The organism is Janthinobacterium sp. CG3, from assembly GCF_000344615.1.
Taxonomy (GTDB): Bacteria; Pseudomonadota; Gammaproteobacteria; order Burkholderiales; family Burkholderiaceae_D; genus Janthinobacterium.
On record NZ_KB467824.1, the window covers coordinates 2,776,827 to 2,796,400 of the forward strand.

22 protein-coding genes, 3 tRNA genes and 1 riboswitch are annotated in these 19,574 nt (G+C 64.6%); of the genes, 11 read left to right on the forward strand and 14 right to left on the reverse strand.

The window, feature by feature from the left end; translation table 11 throughout:
• Window positions 1-38 precede the first annotated feature (38 nt).
• From nusB to glyA, 12 genes are all read right to left on the reverse strand, one after another.
• Window positions 39-509, reverse strand: a complete 471-nt coding sequence (gene nusB, locus JANGC3_RS0112095; RefSeq protein WP_026132888.1) for a transcription antitermination factor NusB — start codon at window positions 507-509, stop codon at window positions 39-41.
• 87 nt (window positions 510-596) lie between these two features.
• Complete coding sequence (ribH, locus tag JANGC3_RS0112100; RefSeq protein WP_026132889.1) at window positions 597-1,082, reverse strand: 6,7-dimethyl-8-ribityllumazine synthase; 486 nt, start codon at window positions 1,080-1,082, stop codon at window positions 597-599.
• 35 nt (window positions 1,083-1,117) lie between these two features.
• The gene (ribBA, locus tag JANGC3_RS0112105; protein WP_017876756.1) at window positions 1,118-2,233 is read right to left on the reverse strand and encodes a bifunctional 3,4-dihydroxy-2-butanone-4-phosphate synthase/GTP cyclohydrolase II; all 1,116 of its coding nucleotides are present in this window, start codon (window positions 2,231-2,233) and stop codon (window positions 1,118-1,120) included.
• Between the two features lie 195 nt (window positions 2,234-2,428).
• The gene (locus JANGC3_RS0112110; protein ID WP_026132890.1) at window positions 2,429-3,055 is read right to left on the reverse strand and encodes a riboflavin synthase; all 627 of its coding nucleotides are present in this window, start codon (window positions 3,053-3,055) and stop codon (window positions 2,429-2,431) included.
• 12 nt (window positions 3,056-3,067) lie between these two features.
• Window positions 3,068-4,138, reverse strand: a complete 1,071-nt coding sequence (gene ribD / locus JANGC3_RS0112115) for a bifunctional diaminohydroxyphosphoribosylaminopyrimidine deaminase/5-amino-6-(5-phosphoribosylamino)uracil reductase RibD (protein ID WP_017876758.1) — start codon at window positions 4,136-4,138, stop codon at window positions 3,068-3,070.
• A gap of 108 nt (window positions 4,139-4,246) precedes the next feature.
• A complete protein-coding gene (locus JANGC3_RS0112120) occupies window positions 4,247-4,762 on the reverse strand; it encodes a GspH/FimT family pseudopilin (protein ID WP_232429695.1) in 516 nt (171 codons plus the stop codon).
• A 38-nt stretch (window positions 4,763-4,800) separates the two neighbouring features.
• Window positions 4,801-5,271, reverse strand: a complete 471-nt coding sequence (locus JANGC3_RS0112125) for a type IV pilin protein (protein WP_017876760.1) — start codon at window positions 5,269-5,271, stop codon at window positions 4,801-4,803.
• On the reverse strand, window positions 5,268-5,894 hold the full coding sequence (locus JANGC3_RS0112130) for a pilus assembly PilX family protein (RefSeq protein WP_017876761.1): 627 nt from the start codon (window positions 5,892-5,894) through the stop codon (window positions 5,268-5,270). Before JANGC3_RS0112130 ends, JANGC3_RS0112125 begins: the two co-directional genes overlap by 4 nt.
• 51 nt (window positions 5,895-5,945) lie before the next feature.
• Window positions 5,946-6,929 (reverse strand): PilW family protein, encoded by a 984-nt coding sequence (locus JANGC3_RS0112135; RefSeq protein ID WP_017876762.1) that lies wholly within the window; start codon window positions 6,927-6,929, stop codon window positions 5,946-5,948.
• A complete protein-coding gene (gene pilV / locus JANGC3_RS0112140; protein WP_035787655.1) occupies window positions 6,926-7,501 on the reverse strand; it encodes a type IV pilus modification protein PilV in 576 nt (191 codons plus the stop codon). Before pilV ends, JANGC3_RS0112135 begins: the two co-directional genes overlap by 4 nt.
• 236 nt (window positions 7,502-7,737) lie before the next feature.
• A complete protein-coding gene (gene nrdR, locus JANGC3_RS0112145) occupies window positions 7,738-8,208 on the reverse strand; it encodes a transcriptional regulator NrdR (protein ID WP_026132892.1) in 471 nt (156 codons plus the stop codon).
• 114 nt (window positions 8,209-8,322) lie between these two features.
• A complete protein-coding gene (gene glyA / locus JANGC3_RS0112150) occupies window positions 8,323-9,567 on the reverse strand; it encodes a serine hydroxymethyltransferase (RefSeq protein WP_017876765.1) in 1,245 nt (414 codons plus the stop codon).
• Window positions 9,568-9,666: 99 nt separating this feature from the next.
• A riboswitch (ZMP/ZTP riboswitch) is annotated at window positions 9,667-9,790 on the reverse strand.
• A gap of 158 nt (window positions 9,791-9,948) precedes the next feature.
• Here glyA and JANGC3_RS0112155 point away from each other — a divergent pair.
• The 11 genes from JANGC3_RS0112155 to JANGC3_RS0112205 all read left to right on the forward strand — a co-directional run bounded on the left by JANGC3_RS0112155 (window position 9,949) and on the right by JANGC3_RS0112205 (window position 16,737).
• The gene (locus JANGC3_RS0112155) at window positions 9,949-10,695 is read left to right on the forward strand and encodes an SDR family oxidoreductase (RefSeq protein WP_017876766.1); all 747 of its coding nucleotides are present in this window, start codon (window positions 9,949-9,951) and stop codon (window positions 10,693-10,695) included.
• Window positions 10,696-10,926: 231 nt separating this feature from the next.
• Window positions 10,927-11,328 (forward strand): tol-pal system-associated acyl-CoA thioesterase, encoded by a 402-nt coding sequence (gene ybgC / locus JANGC3_RS0112160; protein ID WP_051068289.1) that lies wholly within the window; start codon window positions 10,927-10,929, stop codon window positions 11,326-11,328.
• 55 nt (window positions 11,329-11,383) lie between these two features.
• On the forward strand, window positions 11,384-12,073 hold the full coding sequence (tolQ, locus tag JANGC3_RS0112165) for a protein TolQ (RefSeq protein ID WP_017876768.1): 690 nt from the start codon (window positions 11,384-11,386) through the stop codon (window positions 12,071-12,073).
• A gap of 36 nt (window positions 12,074-12,109) precedes the next feature.
• The gene (locus JANGC3_RS0112170; RefSeq protein WP_017876769.1) at window positions 12,110-12,523 is read left to right on the forward strand and encodes an ExbD/TolR family protein; all 414 of its coding nucleotides are present in this window, start codon (window positions 12,110-12,112) and stop codon (window positions 12,521-12,523) included.
• Window positions 12,524-12,542: 19 nt separating this feature from the next.
• The gene (gene tolA / locus JANGC3_RS0112175) at window positions 12,543-13,574 is read left to right on the forward strand and encodes a cell envelope integrity protein TolA (protein WP_026132894.1); all 1,032 of its coding nucleotides are present in this window, start codon (window positions 12,543-12,545) and stop codon (window positions 13,572-13,574) included.
• Entirely contained in the window at window positions 13,574-14,848 is a 1,275-nt protein-coding gene (gene tolB / locus JANGC3_RS0112180; protein WP_017876771.1) for a Tol-Pal system beta propeller repeat protein TolB, read from the forward strand. The genes tolA and tolB overlap by 1 nt, the downstream gene beginning before the upstream one ends.
• A 26-nt stretch (window positions 14,849-14,874) precedes the next feature.
• Entirely contained in the window at window positions 14,875-15,405 is a 531-nt protein-coding gene (pal, locus tag JANGC3_RS0112185; RefSeq protein ID WP_017876772.1) for a peptidoglycan-associated lipoprotein Pal, read from the forward strand.
• A gap of 100 nt (window positions 15,406-15,505) precedes the next feature.
• On the forward strand, window positions 15,506-16,264 hold the full coding sequence (ybgF, locus tag JANGC3_RS0112190) for a tol-pal system protein YbgF (protein ID WP_017876773.1): 759 nt from the start codon (window positions 15,506-15,508) through the stop codon (window positions 16,262-16,264).
• 78 nt (window positions 16,265-16,342) lie between these two features.
• Window positions 16,343-16,418: transfer RNA gene (locus JANGC3_RS0112195), tRNA-Lys, on the forward strand.
• Window positions 16,419-16,508: 90 nt separating this feature from the next.
• Window positions 16,509-16,584, forward strand: a tRNA-Lys gene (locus tag JANGC3_RS0112200).
• A 77-nt stretch (window positions 16,585-16,661) separates the two neighbouring features.
• A tRNA-Lys gene (locus JANGC3_RS0112205) sits at window positions 16,662-16,737 on the forward strand.
• A 138-nt stretch (window positions 16,738-16,875) separates the two neighbouring features.
• On the opposite strand, the gene JANGC3_RS0112210 is transcribed toward JANGC3_RS0112205, so the two are convergent.
• Complete coding sequence (locus JANGC3_RS0112210) at window positions 16,876-18,444, reverse strand: hybrid sensor histidine kinase/response regulator (RefSeq protein WP_017876774.1); 1,569 nt, start codon at window positions 18,442-18,444, stop codon at window positions 16,876-16,878.
• Window positions 18,445-18,449: 5 nt separating this feature from the next.
• Window positions 18,450-19,253: an alpha/beta fold hydrolase gene (locus JANGC3_RS0112215; RefSeq protein ID WP_026132895.1), complete on the reverse strand. Its 804-nt coding sequence runs from the start codon at window positions 19,251-19,253 to the stop codon at window positions 18,450-18,452.
• Between the last annotated feature and the right edge of the window lie 321 nt (window positions 19,254-19,574).

A 19,574-nucleotide genomic window follows, 5' to 3' on the forward strand; every position in this document is an offset into this window, starting at 1 on the left:
GCCGCTTGCTTGGGCCGGCCAGTTGGCCGCCCGGCGTCTTAGCCGCGCTTATTGCCCGCGACTTCGTCGGCGCGGAACTGCGCCGCCAACTTGTCGAGCACGCCATTGACGTACTTGTGGCCGTCGATACCGCCGAAAGACTTGGCCAGCTCGACCGCTTCGTTGATGACGACGCGGTAAGGAATTTCCGTGTTGTTCTTCAGCTCGAACGCGCCGATCAGCAGGATGCCGTGCTCAATCGGCGACAATTCGGTGAGTTTGCGGTCGATCAGCGGCGCGACGCTGTCGCGCAGGGCGACCGAGTCCTTGATGGTGCCGTACAACAGCACGCTGAAATGGTCGCCGTCGGCCTTGTCGAAGCCGTGGGCGGCGCGAATGTTGTTCACGACGGTGGCGGCGTCTTCATTGTTAAGCAGCCACTGATACAAACCCTGCAACGCAAACTCGCGCGCGCGGTGGCGCGGCGTGCGGTTCTTGCTGGGGTTGGCGAGCAAAGTTTTCTCTGTCATGATGTTTCTTACCTGTTCTTAATTACTGTGTTCACTACAAATCCGGCCTGCGGGCGAACCGCGCACGGTCCGCGCCGCATTGCTCGCTTACTCTTCTTCGCCGGCTTCCTGCAACTCTTCCAGCGCTTGCGCCAGATTCGCCATTTCCACGGCGACGCGCGCCGCTTCCGCGCCCTTGACCAGCATGCGCACTTCGGCTTGCTCGTCGTTTTCCGTCGTCAACACCGCGTTGGCGATCGGGATGCCGAAATCCAGGCCGACCCGGGTAATGCCCGCGCCCGACTCGTTCGACACCAGTTCGAAATGGTAGGTCTCGCCGCGGATGATCGCGCCCAGCGCGATCAAGGCGTCGAACTGCTGGGTTTCAGCCATTTTCTGCAGCACCAGCGGAATTTCCAGCGCACCCGGCACGGTGACGTGCAACACGTCCTCGTCGGCCACGCCCAGCTTGCTCAATTCGGCCAGGCAGGCCGACAACAGGCCGTGGCCGACGACTTCGTTAAAGCGCGCCTGGACAATGCCCACGCGCAAGCCGTCGCCGGCGAAATTTGTTTCGTATGTTCCTACTGTCATGTCAAACCTCTTCTATATTTGGAATAGATACTGTCTTATTGTCCGTTCGGCTTGGCTTGAAAACCCACCACTTCCAGATCGAAACCCGTCATCGACGGCATTTTGCGCGGACTGGCCAGCAGCTGCATCTTGCCCACGCCCAAGTCCCGCAGGATTTGCGCGCCGATACCATAGCTGCGCAGGTCCATGCTGGCCGCGCGGCCCTTCGGTTTCACTTCCGGCGTGTCGAGGGCGGCGAACTGGGCGAACAGATCGTTGGCCGATTCCCCGCAGTTGAGCAACACCATCACGCCGCGCTCGGAAGCCTTGATCGCCGCCAGCGACGCCGACACGTTCCACGAATGGGTGGTGGCCTCGGTTTCCAGCAGGTCGAGCACCGACACCGGCTCGTGCACGCGCACCAGCGCTTCCAGGCCGGGGGCCAGGTCGCCGTGCACCAACGCCAGATGGGCCGAGCCGCTCGGCTTGTCGCGGAAGGCGATCAGGCGGAACTCGCCGTGCGCGGTCTGGATCGGCCGCTCGGCAATGCGGTCGACCAGGGACTCGTTCTGGTTGCGGTAATGGATCAGGTCGGCAATGGTGCCGATTTTCAAATTGTGCTCTTCAGCAAACTCCAGCAAGTCCGGCAGGCGCGCCATGGTGCCGTCGTCCTTCATGATCTCGCAGATCACCGAGGCCGGCGTCAGGCCGGCCATCGCCGTCAGGTCGCAACCGGCTTCGGTGTGGCCGGCGCGCATCAGCACGCCGCCCTTTTGGGCTTTCAGCGGGAAAATATGGCCGGGCTGCACAATGTCGCTCGGCTGGGTGTCCTTGGCCACGGCCACCTGGATGGTCTTGGCGCGGTCGGCCGCCGAGATGCCGGTGGTAACGCCCTCGGCCGCTTCGATCGACACCGTGAAATTGGTGCCGTAGGCGGTGCCGTTGCGCGACGTCATCATCGACAGGTTGAGCTTGTCGCAGCGCTCTTCGGTCAGCGTCAGGCAGACCAGCCCGCGCGCGTGCTTGATCATGAAATTGATCGCCTCGGGCGTGACGAAATCGGCGGCGAGCACCAGGTCGCCCTCGTTTTCCCGATCCTCTTCATCGACCAGAATAACCATGCGGCCGGCGCGCAGTTCGGCGACGATTTCTTCGGTGCTGGAAATTGACATTTTTAATCCTTGGTTACGAAACCGCTTGAAGCGAAGTCCGTCGAGTGCTTCTCGAATTTTCGCGATTTTTCTATAACCTGCTATTTTAAAGGATTTAACGCATCCAAACTGGAATTAACGCTCGGTTGGCGCCGCCGGCGCCGGAATCGGCCGCCGCGCCCGGTCCATGGCGCGCCGCCGCCGGGGCACGCCCTCTTACTTGCCGAGCGACAGCATACGCTCGACATAGCGGGCGATCAGGTCGATTTCCAGATTCACCTTCGAGCCGACGCCGAGGTTTTTCAGCGTCGTCATGGCGATGGTGTGCGGAATCAGGTTGATCGAGAAACGGCAGCCCCGCGCCGCGCCGGCGCCCAGGTCCTCGACCCGGTTCACCGTCAACGAGACGCCGTTGACGACCACCGAGCCTTTAAAGGCCAGGAACTTCGCCAGCTCCCGCGGCGCTTCGATGACCAATTCCCACGATTCGCCGACCGCCTCGAACTTGTGCACCAGGCCCAGGCCGTCGACGTGGCCGGACACCAGGTGGCCGCCCAGGCGCTCGGCCAGAGTCAGCGCTTTTTCGAGGTTGACCTCGGTGGTGGTGTCCAGGCCGACGGTGCAGTTCAGGCTTTCGCGCGAGACGTCGACGACAAAACTGGTGGCGTCCTTCTCTACCACGGTCATGCAGGCGCCGTTGATGGCGATCGAGTCGCCCAGCGCGACGTCGGCCAGCGGCAGGCCGCCGGCGTCGATGTGCAGGCGCACGCCCGCGTCCAGGCCGCCGTCGAGCGGCTGCACCGAGCTAATTTTTCCAACGGCGGCAACAATTCCTGTAAACATGCGATACCAATCTTAAAGTGGGTTAAAGCGGGCAAGGATACGCAAATCGTCGCCGACTTGCTTGACTTCGTGAAATTTCAACTGTTGCTTGCGATCCAGCTCGGTCAGGGCCGGCAGCGCAAACATGCCCTGGGCGTCGCCGATCAGGCACGGCGCCAGGTACACCAGCAATTCGTCGACGCAGCCCGCGCGGATCAGCGAGCCGTTCAGCTTGGAGCCGGCTTCGACGTGCAATTCGTTGATCTGGCGCCGGCCCAACTCGTCCATCAACTGCGCCAGGTCGACTTTGCCGGCGGCGTTCGGCAGCAGGATCACCTCGTTGCCGGCGGCGTGCAGCGATGCCTGCTTTGCCGGGTTGGCCACGGCCGCGACGATCCAGGTGCCGCCGCCGTCGAGCACGCGCGCCGCCGCATCGATTTCCAAGCGGCTGTCGACGACGATGCGGCGCGGCTGGCGCGGCGTATCGACCGCGCGCACCGTCAATTGCGGATTGTCGGCCTTGACGGTGCCGATGCCGGTCAGGATCGCGCAGGTGCGCGCGCGCCAGGCGTGGCCGTCGGCGCGCGCCGCCGCTCCGGTGATCCATTGGCTGCGGCCGTTGTGTAGCGCCGTCATGCCGTCCAGGCTGGCCGCCGCCTTTAGCCGCACCCACGGCCGGCCGCGCCGCATGCGCGAAAAGAAGCCGATGTTCAACTCATACGCCTGCTCGGCCAGCAAGCCGGTGCTGACGGCGATGCCGGCCGCTGCCAGCTTGGCCAAGCCCTGCCCCGCCACCAGCGGGTTGGGGTCGGTCATCGCGGCGACCACGCGGCCCAAGCCGGCGCGCACCAGCGCGTCCGAGCATGGCGGTGTGCGGCCGTGGTGGTTGCAGGGTTCCAGCGTGACGTAGGCGGTGGCGCCGCGCACGTCGTGGCCGCGCGCGGCGGCGTCGGCTAACGCCTGCACTTCGGCGTGGGCCTGGCCGGCCGGCTGGGTAACGCCGGTGCCGATCACCAGGCCGTCCTTGACGATCACGCAGCCGATGCGCGGATTCGGCGAAGTGGTGTAAAGCCCCTTGGCGGCCCATTCCAGCGCAAGCTGCATGCCGTCTAAATCGTTGAGTATTTGCACGAGTGTCTTATATATGTATTGATGGCTAAAGGGTTTTGAATATCGCAACGTCGAAGCCGCCTGGCTTAACGCCCCCCAACGTCAGTGCCCGGCCACGCCGGCGCAGGTGTCCCGCTCGACGTCGGGATCGCAGACCCGCACCCGTCCCAACATATTAATTTTAATGTTGCGCGTGCGCGCGCCCAGCACCACCGACAGGCTGCCCCAGCGCGCGGTCATGCTGTTGCCAGCGCTGCAACTCCGTCCATCAGCATTATATGCAATATATAAGGGCGGCTGGGGCGATGAAAACCCCGCGCTGATCATTATGCCGGCCGCGACCGGTCCATGCCGAAAGATCAGTTCGTCACCCCGGTCCAGGTTCTTGCTGCCGTTTTTGTCGACGAACACGGCCCAGCCGCGCCGCCAGTCGCGGCCCATGGAGTCGAGCGGCGCCAACATGACGCGGCCGCCGCGCGCGCTTGCCTCGGAGCGGGTCAGGTCGATGGCCGCGAACAGGTCGGCGACCGTCGTGCGCAGCCGCTGGCGCGCGATCATGTCGTGCATCGACGGCATACCCGCCGCCAGCAACACGGTGGCGATCGCCAGCACCACCATCAATTCGGCCAAGGTGGCGCCGCGGTACTCGCCGCCCCTCATGGCCAGCAACGCGGCGACGGACCCGACGCGCTTTTGTCGCCCGTGCTGGTCAGCGTCAGCGTTTGGCAGGCGGCGTCGGCGAAACGGGCGTCCACCTTGTCGGTGCCGGGCACGGCGTCCAGTTTCACGCATTGCGCGATGGTGTCGTCGACGCAGGCGGTGGCGCGGATTTCGTAGCCGCTCGCCACCGCCGCGCCCTGGCCCGACCACCATTTGAACAATTTTTCATCCGGATCGGTCGAGGCCGACGAAAACGTCAGATAGCTGTTGTTTTGGGAGTAATAGCGCTCCTGCTGCTGCATCAGTTGCATCAGCGCCGCCTGCGCTTCGGCCCGCTTCGCCTTGACGACGTGGTGCTGGAACGTTGGATAGGTCAGCGCCGCCAGCACGCTCACGATCACCAGGACGGCGAGCAGTTCCAACAAGCTCACGCCGGCCGCGCGAAACGGCCGCGGCGGGCGCCTCATTGCCCGCCCCCATCGCCATCGCCATCCCCGGGCCCATCCCCCTGCTCGCCGGCGGGCGCTTCATACTTGCGGTGAAAACGCTGTAGCACCTCGCGGCCGGCGCGCGCGCCGAAGCCGACCGCCGTGACCCGGTAAATATAGCGGGGAGGCGGCGCGCCGCCCTGCGCTTGCCGGGGATCGGGCAGCAATTCGATGATGTAGCGCGGTCGCCGGAACGGTAGCATGCCCTCGCCGGCGACCATCTGCGCGCCGGTGAATTTCCCGTACGGCACCGAACGCGCCGTCGCCGCGTCGTCGTCGAAATCGACGCTCTGCCACAGCGGCGTCTCGCCCTCGGCCGGGCGCAGGCACAGGCCGTGCCCGGCGCCGGCCGCGGCGCTGGCGCAACCGGCGGCAAAGCCCTGCGCGCTGCCGGGTGCGAACATGGCGCCGCGAGCGGATGCCCCGCCCGCCCCCTCAATGTCGTTTTCCGCGTCCATCAATGCCTCCTCCGCCGCCTGTAGGGCGGTCAACCGGTCGCGCTCGCCGCGCGCCGCCTTCTCGCCCTGCAAGGCCAATTGCGCCGCCGAGACGCCCATCAACATCACCGCGACCAGCACGCACAGCGCCAGCAACAGCACCATGCCGTCCTCGCCGCCCCTTGCAGCACGCCCGCGTACCGTCGCCGCCATGGCCTAGGCCGGCCGGTTGCGCAGCGTGATCGTCGTCACCAGGACGCGCCGCGCCCGGCCGCGCTGCGCCGGCGGCAGGCGCGCCTCGTCGATGCGCACGCCGGCGTCGGCGCCGCCGTAGGCGTCCGCGTAGGCCTTGCCAAACAAGTCGAATTGCGCCGTCCCGGTCCGCGGCGCGGAACCGCGCGCGCCGTGCAGCAGCAACGCAATCTGGATGCTGACCACGCGCTTCCAGTGGGTCCGGGCGTTCTTGTCGCGTTCCTTGGCGGCGGCGTCGGCGCCGTCCAGCACCAGCGCCGCGTCCAGGGCGTCGATTGTGCTGGCGTTGACGTACTGGTTGACCGCGCCGTCGGCCGGCTCGTCGGTGTCGATCCCGTACAGGACCTGGAAGGTGTCGACGCCGCGCACGATGGCGTCGGCGCCCCAGCTGCTTTCGCCGCGGTATTTACAGCGCAACTCGGCCTCGCCGCCGGCGTCGGTGGCGACATAGAAAATGCTCCAGCCGCGCTCGGCCTCGGAATCGGCCGCGCCGACGCCGAAGCCGGCGCAATTGATCACCGAGCCATCGCCGCCGCTGCCCGAGCCGGCGCCGAAATAGCGCAGCGACAGCACGTCGCTGCCGTTGACGGCGCCGGCCAGCGGCGCCTCGATGCCGTCGCTGCCGCGGCTGACGCTGCGCGCGTCGAGGCCGCCGACGCTGGCGCTGTCCGCGGGGCGGGCGCCGGCCGGCGCGTCGACGCCGGCACCGGCGCCGACGCCGTTGGCGAAGATGGTCTGGCGCACCGCCCGGCCGATGATGTCGAGCGCGTAGCGGGCGCTGTCGTTCAGGCGCGCCGCCTCGACCTGGTTCAGGTAACTGGCGCTGGAGGCCAGCAACACGACGCTGGCGGTCAACGCCAGCAACGCGCCCAGCGCCAACGCCACCAGCAGTTCAACCACGCCAAAGCCGCGCGCCCGCGTCGGCGCCGCCGCGCCGCGCCGGCTCATGGCGCCGTTCCCGCCAGTACCAGCGCGACGGCCGGCGCCTCCCGGCCGGCGTCGCGCTGCAGCGGCCGGCCGTCGGGATGTTTGCCGCGCCAGCCGAGCTTGATGACGACGGGCGCCCCGGCGGCGCCGTCGCAGTCCCAGCTGGCGCCCTCGCGCGCGGCGTTCCAGCGGCGCGCGTCGCGGCAAATCACCAGCCGGCCGCCGGGCAGCGCCAGGCGTATTTGCCGCTTCAGCTCGTAGATGTCGGCGGCGGCCAATTGCGCGCCGCTGCACGGCTGCGCCGCAAAGCACCAGTGCGCCGGCGCCGCCGGCGCGCCTTCGGCCAGCACGTCGTAGCGCAGGTTCAGATAGGGGTTCTCGGCGTCGGGCTGGCGCATCAGCACGGCGTTGGCGCGCATTCGCTCGGTCATGCCGGCGCCCAGTTGCAGCGCGTTCGACAGCAACGCCGACTGGTGCCGGGTACGCAACGCGCTTAGTTGCATGGCGCTGCCGCCGACCACGCCAAGCGCCAGCACCAACACCGCGACCAGCACTTCGATCATCGTAAAGCCCGCGCTCTTGCCTGCTTGCATGGCTGCCTCCGCCTCGCTGAAAGGGCCGCACCGCCGCCGGGTGCGCAATTACACGTTAGCAGCGCACCCGGCCGGGGGCGTGACAATACGCAAGCGCCGCGCACAAACGCGGCCATCAACGGGAAATGACTGGGGGACGATTGACGAACAGGATTGCAAAAAAGAATAAATTGGTGGCGGGAATGATTGCGACGGGGTGGCAACGGAGGCGCGGCGCTGCGGCGCCCGCGCCAGCCTCAGGACTTGCGCGGCTTGCGTTCGTGGCCGACTTCGGCGATGGCTTGCTGAAACTCGGCCAGGTCCTCGAAGTTCTTGTACACCGACGCAAAACGGATATAGGCGATCTTGTCGAGCGCCTTCAATTCCTGCATCACCAGTTCGCCGATATAGCCGGAATCGACTTCGCGCTGTCCGCTGGTGAGCAACTTCTCTTCGATCGACGCGATCGCGGTGTCGACGGCGGCTGCCGCGACTGGGCGTTTGCGCAAGGCCAGCATCAGGCTGCCGCGCAGTTTGGCTGCGGCGTATTCCGTCCGGCTGCCATTTTTTTTGACCACGACGGGCATCACAAGTTCAATCCGCTCGTAGGTGGTAAAGCGCTTGTCGCACTTGGCGCAACGGCGGCGCCGGCGGATCGCGTCGCCCTCCTCCGATACGCGCGTATCGAGAACCTGGGTCTCGTCGTGATGACAGAAGGGACATTTCATGGAGGCAGATGACGCGTGAGGAAACTTGTTTCAACAGATGGAACACGGGCGCGCGCCGGTTGAATGGCGCGCGCCCGCGATACTGATACTAACTACAACTAGCTTGCCGCACGATCAGGCATAGACCGGATGGGCGTCGGCCAACACTTTGACGGCCGCTTTGACGCGCTCGATGGTGGCGGCGTCGTGCGGATTGTCGAGCACGTCGGCGATCAGGTGGCCGACCTGGGTCGCGTCGGCTTCGTTGAAGCCGCGCGTGGTCATGGCCGGGCTGCCCAGGCGGATGCCCGAGGTGACGAACGGTTTTTGCGGATCGTTCGGGATGCCGTTCTTGTTGCAGGTGATGTGGGCGCTGCCCAGAATCGCCTCGGCTTCCTTGCCGGTCAGGTTCTTGGCGCGCAGGTCAACCAGCATCACGTGCGATTCGGTCCCGCCGGAAACGATGCGCAGGCCGCGCGCGATCAGCGCCTTGGCCAGGGCGTCGGCGTTTTTCACCACTTGGGTCTGGTAGGCAACGAATTCCGGGCTCAGCGCCTCCTTGAACGCCACCGCCTTGGCGGCGATCACGTGCATCAGCGGGCCACCCTGGATGCCGGGGAAAATCGCCGAATTGATGGCTTTCTCGTGCTCGGCCTTCATCAGGATGATGCCGCCGCGCGGGCCGCGCAGCGATTTATGCGTGGTCGAGGTGACGAAGTCGGCGTGCGGCACCGGGTTCGGGTACAGGCCGGCGGCGATCAGACCGGCGTAATGCGCCATGTCGACCATGAAATACGCGCCGACGTCCTTGGCCACCTTGGCGAAGCGCTCGAAGTCGATTTTTTTCGAAAACGCCGAGGCGCCGGCGATGATCAGCTTGGGCTTGCGTTCGTGCGCCAGGCGCTCCATCGCCTCGTAGTCGATGTCCTCTTCGGCGGTCAGGCCGTAGGAGACGACGTCGAACCACTTGCCGGACATGTTCAGCGGCATGCCGTGGGTCAGGTGGCCGCCTTCGGCCAGCGACATGCCCATGATCAGGTCGCCCGGCTTCAACATGGCGAAGAACACGCCCTGGTTGGCCTGCGAGCCGGAGTTCGGCTGCACGTTGGCGCATTCGGCGCCGAAGAGTTTTTTGACGCGGTCGATCGCCAGTTGCTCGGCGACGTCGACGAATTCGCAACCGCCGTAATAGCGCTTGCCCGGATACCCTTCGGCGTACTTGTTCGTCAGCTGGGAGCCTTGCGCCTCCATCACGGCCGGCGACGTGTAGTTCTCCGACGCGATCAACTCGATATGGTCGTGCTGGCGGGTGTTTTCCTTCTGGATGACGGCCCACAATTCAGGGTCGACGTTGGCGAGGTTGTGATCTTTTGCGAACATGTAAAAACTCCAATCGATAAGAGTGACTGTACTGCCAATGTTGGATCGAATGAGGGAAGCCGTGTTAACGGAAAGGCAGCCTCTTCGTGCAATGCCATCGTGGGCTGCCCAGGCGAACGGCGGATGAAATCTCACGTTTCCCGGTGGATGCCCACCTTTCGCCGATGCAGCGATGGCCCCCGGGGGCCATCGTGCCGACTTTTCGCCAGTCACGTGAGACGTAATGGAAGCCAAATTGTAAGGTAAGTGCTTGATTTGGGCAAGGAAACCGCTGCAAAGCTTGCAACAGGCGGGCGCGCCGCGGCGGCGCCGCCGGCGGCGGCGCGGTTTCGGCTACAATTTTGCCAGCCCACCCACTTTATCTTCCATTAAGGAATCATCATGATCGTCTTCATCACCGGCGCCAGCGCCGGTTTCGGCGCCGCCATGGCGCGCACCTTCGTCAAGGGCGGCCACCGGGTCGTTATCAGTGGCCGCCGCGCCGACCGCCTGCAGGCGCTGGCCGACGAGCTGGGCGGCGCCGCCCTGCCGCTGGTGCTCGACGTCGGCGACAAGCAGGCCATCCACGCGGCGCTGGCGGCGTTGCCGCCCGACTGGCGCCAAATCGACGTGCTGATCAACAACGCCGGCCTGGCGCTGGGCACCGGCCCGGCCCACGAGGCCGCGCTGGAGGACTGGGAAACCATGATCGCCACCAACTGCACCGGCCTGGTGGCGATGACGCGGGCAGTGCTGCCGGCGATGGTGGCGCGCGGCGCCGGCCTGGTCATCAACCTCGGCTCGATCGCCGGCCACTATCCCTACCCGGGCGGCAACGTCTACGGCGCCACCAAGGCCTTCGTCGAGCAGTTCACGCTGAACCTGCGCGCCGACCTGGCCGGCAGCGGCGTGCGCGCCACCACCATCGCGCCCGGCCTGTGCGGCGGCACCGAGTTTTCCAACGTGCGCATGAAGGGCGACGACGCCGCCGCCGCCAAGATCTACGAAGGCACCGCGCCGTTGACGGCGCAGGACATCGCCGACACCGCCTACTGGATCGCCACCCTGCCGCCGCACATCAACGTCAACAACATCGAGCTGATGCCGACCTGCCAGGGCTTTTCGCCGTTCTCGATCAAACGCCAATAAGGCGCCGCCGGGACCGTCGCAAAGTTTTACTTGTGCAACTTTGATGATCGAAACGTAAGCGTTTGTTACAGCGCTTGGCGTTTCGCCACGGCTCGGCTTTACTGTGGCCGAGCTTGTGGGCGCGCCGTCCGCCGCCGCCGCGGGACGGCGCGGCTGGGCGCTCGACCGCGCCACGCCTGGCGCAAATCGCGTAGTATGTTGCTCACTCTCATTAATGATAACAAATTAACTATGCCCGCAACCTTCAACTGGAGTGTGCGCGTCTATTACGAAGACACGGACGCCGGTGGTATTGTGTATTACGCAAACTACCTGAAATTTTTCGAGCGCGCCCGCACCGAATGGCTGCGCGCCATCGACGTCGGCCAGCACGACCTGCTGCAGCGGGAAGACGCCATGTTCGTCGTCAAAAGCGTCAGCGCCGACTATCACGCGCCGGCTAAACTCGATGACGTACTACAATTGACGCTGGCCATAGAAAAACTCGGGCGCGCCTCCATCGTGTTCGTCCAGCAAGCCTGGTGCGGCGAGCGCCTGCTCAACACCGCCCGCGTCAAGGTCGGCTGCGTCGACGCGGCGCTGCGCCCGCGCGCGGTGCCGGCCGCCGTGGCGGCCAAAATGCTGGCCACCTGAGCGACGCCGGCCCGCGCCGCCCGCCCCTACGAACCCACCCAACCGAAGCCCGCCAATGAACGCAACACAAGACCTGTCCTTCCTCGCGCTGATCTCGAACGCCCACCTGATCGTGCAGCTGATCATGGCCTTGCTGCTCGGCATTTCGCTGACCAGCTGGACCTACATCTTCCGCAAGGTCTTCGCGGTGCGCGCGGCGCGCCGCCAGACGGTCGAGTTCGAACGCAGCTTCTGGGCCGGCGGCAACCTGCACGCGCTGCACCAGAGCGCCAGCGGCAACCGCAGCGAAAGCGGCGCGCTGGCGCGCATCTTCGACGCCGGCATGGGCGAATTCATCAAGGGCAAGGCGTCCTACGCCAGCCGCGAGGCGCTCGACGTCGGCGCCGTGCTCGACGGCGCCCGCCGGGCCATGCGCGCCGCCTTCCAGCGCGAAATGGACGTGCTCGAATCGCACCTGGCCTTCCTGGCCTCGGTCGGCTCGGTGTCACCCTACATCGGCCTGCTCGGTACCGTCTGGGGCATCATGAACGCCTTCCGCGGCCTGGCCAACGTCCAGCAAGCCACCCTGGCGGCGGTCGCGCCCGGCATCGCCGAGGCGCTGATCGCCACCGCCATCGGCCTGTTCGCCGCCATTCCCGCCGTCGTCGCCTACAACCGCTTCGCCCACGACATCGACCGTCTGGCGATCCGCTTCGAGAGCTTCGTCGAGGAATTCTCCAACATCTTGCAGCGCCAGTCGCGCTAAGCCGGGGGCGAGCAGATGGCATCTTTTTCCAGCAATATGCGCGGCGGCCGCGGCCGCAAGTTCAAGTCCGAGATCAACGTCGTACCCTACATCGACGTGATGCTGGTGCTGCTGATCATTTTCATGGTCATGCCCTCGTCGAACAACCCGAGCGTGGTGAACCTGCCCAACGCCGAGAAGTCGGCGCGCCCGCCCGACGACTACATCCAGGTGGTGCTGAAACCGGACGGCGCGCTGTCGATCGGCATCCAGGGCAAGGCGCAGCAGACGCCGGAGACGGCGCCCAACCGCGCCGCGCTGATGCGCAAGCTGCGCCTGCTGCACGCCGCGCACCCCGAATTTCCGGTGATGATAGCCGGCGACAAGGAAAGCAAGTACGACGACGTGATCCAGCTGATTTCCGAAGCGAAGAAAATCGGCATCAACCGGGTCGGCCTGGCCACCAAGTAAAGACGACACCGTGCAGAACATGAACCCCGCCCACGCAGACGAGGCGCCCTACCGGGTGCCGCGCGACAAGCGCCGCTGGCCCGCGCTGGCCCTGGCGGTGGGCGTGCACGCCGGCCTGCTGTTCTTCCTGTGGATCGGCGTGAGCTGGCAAAACACCGAGCCCGTCGCCGTCGAGGCCGAGGTGTGGGACGTGCGCACCCAGGCCGCCGCGCCGCCGGCGCCGGCGCCCGAGCCGCCCCCGCCGCCTCCGCCGCGGGCGCGGCCGGAACCGGCGCCGCCGCCGCGGCCGGCGCCCAAGGTCGCGCCGCCGCCGGTGGAGGCGCCGCCGGTGCCGCAGGCGCCCGACATCGCGCTGGAAAAGCGCAAGGAAAAGCGCAAGGCCGAGAAGGACAAGCTGGCCGAACTGGCCAAGCTGAAGGAGCAGCGCAAGCTCGACGAGCAGGAGAAGGCCGAAAAAGCCGCCGAGAAGGCCGAAAAAATCGCCAAGGCCGATAAAGCCGAAAAGGCCGAAAAGGCCGAGAAAGCCGAGAAAGCCGCCAAGCTGGCCAAGGAAAAGAACATCGCCAAGGAGAAGGCGCTGGCCGAGCAGGACGCGGCCGAGCAAAAAGAAGCGGCCGACAAGAAGCTGGCCGACAAGCTGGCCAAGAGCAAGCGCGCCGCCGCCGAGCAGAAGGCCGCCGACGCCGTGCGCAACCTCGAGATGAGCCGCATCACCGGCGCCGTCGGCGCCGGCACCAGCGGCACGGCCGCCAAGTCGACCGCGCCGCGCAGCGACAGCGGCTACGCGGCGGCGATCACGGCCAAGATCAAGAGCAACATCGCCTACAGTGGCAACACCGACGTGCCGGGCAACCCGCGCGCCGTGTTCAAGATCGACCAGCTGCCGACCGGGGAAATTATCTCGGTGCGCAAGGTCAAAAGCAGCGGCATCCCCGCGTACGACAGCGCGGTGGAGAACGCCATTACCAAATCGTCGCCCCTGCCGAAGAAGAAGGACGGCACGGTCGAGCGTGAGGTTGACGCAGGATTCAATATGAAAGACTTGCCTTGATGACTACCATGAAAAAATTCCACTACTGGATCGTCTGCAGCGGCCTGCTGGTCGGCGCCGGCGCCGCCCACGCCCAGCTGAAGGTCGAAATCTCCGGCGTCGGCAGCAACCAGATTCCGATCGCCATCGCCGCCTTCGCCGACGAGTCGGTCGCCCCGGCGCAGATGTCGGCCATCATCAAGGCCGACCTCGAACGCAGCGGCGCCTTCAAGGTCATCGACGCCGGCGCCACCCTGTCCGAGACCAGCGAGATCAACTACGCGCAGTGGAAGGCCAAAGGCGCCGACGCGCTGGTGGTCGGCAGCGTGCAGCGCCTGGCCGACGGGCGCTTCGACGTGCGCTACAAATTGCTCGACACGATCAAGTCGGGCCAGTTGTCGGCGCTCGGCCTGGCCGCCGCGCCGCAGTTCACGCGCCTGTCGGCGCACAAGATCGCCGACGACATCTACCTGAAACTGACCGGCGCGCGCGGCGCCTTCGCCACCCGCATCGCCTACGTCACCCAGAGCGGACGCGAATACCGCCTGGAAGTGGCCGACGCCGACGGCGAGGGCATCCAGGTGGCGCTGCGCTCGAACGAACCGATCATTTCGCCGTCGTGGGCGCCGGACGGCACCAAGGTCGCCTACGTCTCGTTCGAGAAGAAAAAACCGGTGGTCTACGTGCAAAACCTGGTCACGCGCGCGCGCACCGTCGTCGCCAACGAAAAAGGCAGCAACTCTGCGCCGTCATGGAGCCCGGACGGCAGCCGCCTGGCGGTGGCGCTGTCGCGCGACGGCCATACCCAGGTCTACATCGTCAACGCCGACGGCAGCGGCCTGCGCCGCCTGTCCAACAGCAACGGCATCGACACCGAGCCGCAGTTCTCGGCCGACGGCGCCAGCATCTACTTCACCAGCGACCGCAGCGGCGGCCCGCAAATCTACCGCATGGGCGTGGACGGCGGCGAGGCCAAGCGCGTCACCTTCGGCGGCAACTACAACATCAGCCCGCGCATCGCCTCCGACGGCAAGACGCTGGCCTACATCTCGCGCCGCGACGGCTTCCAGCTGTACGCGCTCGACCTGGCCAGCGGCCAGGAAACGCGGCTGTCCGACAGCGGCAGCGACGAGTCGCCGAGTTTTTCGCCCAACGGCAAGTACATCATGTACGCCACTGCGGCCGGCGGACGCAAGTCGCTGGCCGTGGTGTCGGTCGACGGCAAGGTCAAGCAACGCCTGTCCACGCAAGCGGGCACTATCAAGGAGCCCACCTGGGGTCCTTTCATGAAGTAGTTTTTTACCACTAACAGGAGAATTCCATGAGTAGCTATAAAAGTTTGGCCCTGATCGTCGCCGCGGCGGCAGCCTTGTCCGCTTGCAGCACCCCCGTCAAACTGAGCGAGCCGGCGAAAGTCGTCGAACGTTCGGCCGAGCCGGCCCAGTCGAACCAGGGCGCCGACACGCGCGCCGTCGAGCCGGTCAACACCGCCTCGACCGACCCGCTGAACGACCCGCAAGGCGTGCTGGCCAAGCGCAGCGTGTACTTCGACTTCGACAGCTACATCGTGCGCGAAGCCGAACAAGCGGTGGTGTCGAACCATTCGCAGTACCTGAACAAGAACAAGACCCGCAAGATTCTGATCCAAGGCAACACGGATGACCGCGGCGGCGCCGAATACAACCTGGCGCTGGGCCAGAAACGCGCCGAAGCGGTGCGCAAGTCGCTGGGCGCGCTGGGCGTGCCGGACAGCCAGATGGAAGCGGTCTCGCTGGGCAAGGAAAAACCGAAGGCGTCCGGCAGCAACGAAGCGGCGTGGGCTGAAAACCGCCGCGCGGACATCGTTTATTAATCGGCAGGCGACCCGGCCACGGGCATAATAACGGGGCGGCGCGCGGTCAACACCGCGCCCCGCCCCGTTTGCACAACCGCTTATGAAAGCACACCGAACCATGATGACATTCTCCAAAGCCGGCCTGGCCGCGGCCGTAATGGCCGCGTTTGCCTACCTGCCGCTGCAGGCCGGCGCCGGCCTGCTTGACGACGCCGAGGCGCGCAAGGCGATCCTCGACCTGCGCGCCAAGGTCGACGCCGTCACGCGCGAGCTGAACGGGCGCATCGACGGCAAGTCCGACAAGACCAGCACGCTTGAGCTGATCAACCAGCACGAGCAGACCATGCAGGAAATCGCCCGGCTGCGCGGGCAAATCGAAGTGCTGGCCAACGAGTTGTCGAACGCCCAAAAGCGCCAGAAGGATTTTTACGTCGACCTCGACGCGCGCCTGCGCAAGCTCGAACCGCGGCAGATCAGCATCGACGGCAAGGACGCGGCGGTGCAACCGTCCGAGCAAGCGTCCTACGACGCCGCCCTGCTGCTGTTCAAGGCCGGCGACTACAAGGCCGCCGCCGCGGCGCTGGACGGCTTCGTCAAGCGCTACCCGGAGTCGGGCTACGCCGCCAACGCACAATACTGGCTGGGCAACTCCCATTACGCGCTGCGCGACTGCAAGAGCGCGATCGCGGCGCAGCAGGTGGTCGTCAAGGCCTACCCGGACAGCCCAAAGGCGGCCGACGCCATGCTCAACATGGCCAGCTGCTACGCCGAGCTGAAAGACAAGGCCAACGCCAAGAAAACCCTGGACGCGCTGGTGGCGCAATACCCCGACTCAAGCGCGGCGCAAACGGCCAAGGAACGCCTGCCGAAAAAGTAATCACGGGGTAGTGGCATACAAAAAATGCTGCGGGGCATTTGACAGGATCGCGCCCTGCCCCTATAATCTTTCTTCTTCGGGTCGTTAGCTCAGCTGGTAGAGCAGCGGACTTTTAATCCGTTGGTCGCAGGTTCGAATCCCGCACGGCCTACCACGAATACAGTGCCAAAAGAAGCTGGTTGCAGACTTCGGTTTGTAAGCTTTTTTTAGTGCGACGTTTTACTGTTGTTGTTTTATCTTTTTCGGGTCGTTAGCTCAGCTGGTAGAGCAGCGGACTTTTAATCCGTTGGTCGCAGGTTCGAATCCCGCACGGCCTACCACGAATAAGTTGAAAAGAACAAGGGTTGCATGCTCTGCGTGCGGCCCTTTTCTCTTCCAGGCGTTACCGTTTTACCTTGGGTCGTTAGCTCAGCTGGTAGAGCAGCGGACTTTTAATCCGTTGGTCGCAGGTTCGAATCCCGCACGGCCTACCAAGATGCACCAGGAAGCCCACGAATTTCGGTTCGTGGGCTTTTTGCTTTCCGGCCCCTCTCGGGTCGCCGGTATATTCCACCTCGGTCGATGCGTGCAATCACACGCACTGGCCCGCGCAAATCAGTATTACCGAGGCTCTACCGAAAATCGGAAACCAACAATAAGCGCAAACGCTCAAAATCGACGGGCTTGGTGAGGTGGTGATTGAAACCGGCATCGAATGCAAGCTGACGATCTTTTTCCTGTCCCCACCCGGTCGAAGCGATCAAGGTCATAGATGAGCCTTCGGCCGTGGTGCGCAAGCGCCTAGCCAGTTCATAGCCGTTTATATCAGGAAGTCCGATATCGAGCAAAGCGACCTGGGGCTTGAAGTCGGCGACCATGTCGAGCGCTGCTTCGGCGGTATGGGCCGCCCTTACCTTACAACCGAACAACTCCAGTGCCATCGTTATTGTTTCAGCGGCATCCTTATTGTCGTCAACGACCATGACGCGCAGGTTAGCTTGCTGCAACTCGATTTTTTCCGCGGCGACGTGGCGGCTTACCGCGTCTGAGCTTAACGGCAACTGCAAGGTGAATTCGCTTCCTCTACCTTGCCCCGCGCTGCTGGCACAAATCGTGCCGCCGTGAAGTTCGACAAGTCCCCGTACCAGCGCCAAGCCGATGCCCAATCCACCCTTGGCCCGCTCCAGGGCCGGTTCAAGTTGGGAGAACATATCGAACACACTCGCCAGCGCGTCGTTCGGGATGCCGATGCCATTGTCGCGCACCCGCACTACGACATGCTCTTGGTCGCGCTCCAGCGTCAGCTTGATCAAGCCGCCGTCGGGCGTGTATTTCGCAGCATTGGTGAGTAGATTCAGGACAATCTGGACCAGGCGGGTAGCATCCCCGTCGACAACGACAGGATGCGCGGGGAGCGAGAGTGTCAGCGTATGCCGGGCCGCCTGCATCAGCGTGGCGACATCCTGCGCGGCGCTGCGCAACAGCGCAGTCAGCTCGACCGGCTCCCGCTGCAGCTGCATACGGCCCTGGGAGATGCGCGACACCTCCATCAAATCGTCGATCAGCCGGGTCAAATGGCGCAGCTGGCGATCGAATACCGACAGTATCCGGTCGTCGGCCACGCCGTGGAACTTCATCTTCAGGACGTCGAGCGCGCTACGCATTGGCGCAAGGGGATTGCGAAGCTCGTGCGAAAGCGTTGCCAGGAACTCGTCCTTGCGGCGGTCAGTCGCGGATAGCTGCGCGTTGACCGCCTGCAGCAGCACTTCCGCTTCCTGGCGCGCCTCCAGCGCCGCTTCCGCAGTCTTACGCGCAACGAGCAGTTCTCGCTCATATTCCCGGCGATCCGATGCGATGAACAGCGCCCACTGATCCAACACGCGATCCTCGTGCTGCGAACGCATGATGTTAATCAGCATCGGCACGCGCTCGCCCAAGCGGTTACGTAAGTCGACTTGAATCTCGCCCACCGACCCTTTCACCTGGAGTATCGGAAGACAGTGCGTATGGTAGAACAAGCGCGCGCCGACGGGCAGCAGGTCTAGCATGCGCAGTTTGCCGGCCAGCTCGTTTTCTTCGTAACCGAGCCAGCGACATGCACTGGCATTGGCCCTCAAAATCAGGCCGTTAGAATCGGCCAGCAATAGTGCGCAAGCCGCGTGCTCAAACAGAAAGTCGCCCGATGGCAGTGCCTCGCTCATCAGGGTCAGCGCAAAGTATGCGCGAGGAAGCTCTCGATGACCCTTGAGCTCTCGGTGGGCGCGCTCATGTGTGGACAATGACCGACGTTCTCGATGACGTGCAGAGTGCTGTTCGGCAAATGACAATGCAGGTAGTCACCAACGGCGCGTGGCGCGATCAGGTCGTCGCTGCATTGAAGGATAAGCGCCGGAACCTCCGATTTAGGCACATCGGCACGATGGTCGGAGAGGAAAGTCACGCGGGCGAAGTGCTTGGCGATCTCAGGATCGTTGCGGCAAAAACTGTCCGTCAATTCCTCGCGCAGCGCAGGCTGCTCAGGCACGCCCATGATCACAGGGGCCATACTGCCAGACCAGCCAAGATAGTTCGATTCAAGGGTACCAAGGAGTTCATCAATATCCCCGCGACTGAATCCGCCGGCGTAATCGCCATGGTTGATATAGCATGGAGAGGGCCCAACCATCACTTGCGCGAGAAACCGTTCCGGCGCCTTGATCGTCGCAAGCAGTCCGATCATGTTACTGACGGAATGGCCGACAAACACCACGGGTCCGGTCGCGCACTCTTCGAGGATCTCGAGCAAGTCATCGGCATAACCGTGCAGCGTACCGTATTTCATCCGGTCATAGGCCCCGAGGTCGGACCCGCCGCTGCCAACCAGATCAAACGAAATGGTACGAAAACGTTCACCGAAGGCGGGGGTCAGAAAACGCCACATGGTCTGATCGCAGCCGAATCCATGTGCGAACACCATGGTAGCGGCCCCGTTACCCTCGATACGAACATTATTCCTTACTAACACGGACATAGGATTTTCCAAAGAGGATGTAACTGTTGCGCGAAACGGCGATTGTAGCTTGAACCGATGGGCAACGGCGCGCACGCGACAACTTGCCTGGCAAGACGACATCGTCGCTTATTTCGCTTTCGCAGCCACTGGGAGTTTGGCCGTCAGCCGCGCCCGTTCCGCTGAATCATTATCCTTATATCAATATAATTGAATATTCGCGGCTAGGCCGGCGACGCCGGCGCGGCAATCCTGTACAGTGCCAAACCGGCCGCCGCTGTGGCGCCCGGCAAACTTGTATAACATGGTGTCGGCGCCAGCGCGCGCGGGCACCCGTCTCCC

Bases quoted from the DNA above. Each gene is read 5' to 3' on its own strand.
- nusB (WP_026132888.1), bottom strand. From the start codon at position 509: ATGACAGAGAAAACTTTGCTCGCCAACCCCAGCAAGAACCGCACGCCG.
- ribH (WP_026132889.1), bottom strand. From the start codon at position 1,082: ATGACAGTAGGAACATACGAAACAAATTTCGCCGGCGACGGCTTGCGC.
- ribBA (WP_017876756.1), bottom strand. From the start codon at position 2,233: ATGTCAATTTCCAGCACCGAAGAAATCGTCGCCGAACTGCGCGCCGGC.
- JANGC3_RS0112110 (WP_026132890.1), bottom strand. From the start codon at position 3,055: ATGTTTACAGGAATTGTTGCCGCCGTTGGAAAAATTAGCTCGGTGCAG.
- ribD (WP_017876758.1), bottom strand. From the start codon at position 4,138: ATGCAGCTTGCGCTGGAATGGGCCGCCAAGGGGCTTTACACCACTTCG.
- JANGC3_RS0112120 (WP_232429695.1), bottom strand. From the start codon at position 4,762: ATGGTGGTGCTGGCGATCGCCACCGTGTTGCTGGCGGCGGGTATGCCG.
- JANGC3_RS0112125 (WP_017876760.1), bottom strand. From the start codon at position 5,271: ATGAGGCGCCCGCCGCGGCCGTTTCGCGCGGCCGGCGTGAGCTTGTTG.
- JANGC3_RS0112130 (WP_017876761.1), bottom strand. From the start codon at position 5,894: ATGGTGCTGTTGCTGGCGCTGTGCGTGCTGGTCGCGGTGATGTTGATG.
- JANGC3_RS0112135 (WP_017876762.1), bottom strand. From the start codon at position 6,929: ATGAGCCGGCGCGGCGCGGCGGCGCCGACGCGGGCGCGCGGCTTTGGC.
- pilV (WP_035787655.1), bottom strand. From the start codon at position 7,501: ATGCAAGCAGGCAAGAGCGCGGGCTTTACGATGATCGAAGTGCTGGTC.
- nrdR (WP_026132892.1), bottom strand. From the start codon at position 8,208: ATGAAATGTCCCTTCTGTCATCACGACGAGACCCAGGTTCTCGATACG.
- glyA (WP_017876765.1), bottom strand. From the start codon at position 9,567: ATGTTCGCAAAAGATCACAACCTCGCCAACGTCGACCCTGAATTGTGG.
- JANGC3_RS0112155 (WP_017876766.1), top strand. From the start codon at position 9,949: ATGATCGTCTTCATCACCGGCGCCAGCGCCGGTTTCGGCGCCGCCATG.
- ybgC (WP_051068289.1), top strand. From the start codon at position 10,927: ATGCCCGCAACCTTCAACTGGAGTGTGCGCGTCTATTACGAAGACACG.
- tolQ (WP_017876768.1), top strand. From the start codon at position 11,384: ATGAACGCAACACAAGACCTGTCCTTCCTCGCGCTGATCTCGAACGCC.
- JANGC3_RS0112170 (WP_017876769.1), top strand. From the start codon at position 12,110: ATGCGCGGCGGCCGCGGCCGCAAGTTCAAGTCCGAGATCAACGTCGTA.
- tolA (WP_026132894.1), top strand. From the start codon at position 12,543: ATGAACCCCGCCCACGCAGACGAGGCGCCCTACCGGGTGCCGCGCGAC.
- tolB (WP_017876771.1), top strand. From the start codon at position 13,574: ATGACTACCATGAAAAAATTCCACTACTGGATCGTCTGCAGCGGCCTG.
- pal (WP_017876772.1), top strand. From the start codon at position 14,875: ATGAGTAGCTATAAAAGTTTGGCCCTGATCGTCGCCGCGGCGGCAGCC.
- ybgF (WP_017876773.1), top strand. From the start codon at position 15,506: ATGATGACATTCTCCAAAGCCGGCCTGGCCGCGGCCGTAATGGCCGCG.
- JANGC3_RS0112210 (WP_017876774.1), bottom strand. From the start codon at position 18,444: ATGAGCGAGGCACTGCCATCGGGCGACTTTCTGTTTGAGCACGCGGCT.
- JANGC3_RS0112215 (WP_026132895.1), bottom strand. From the start codon at position 19,253: ATGTCCGTGTTAGTAAGGAATAATGTTCGTATCGAGGGTAACGGGGCC.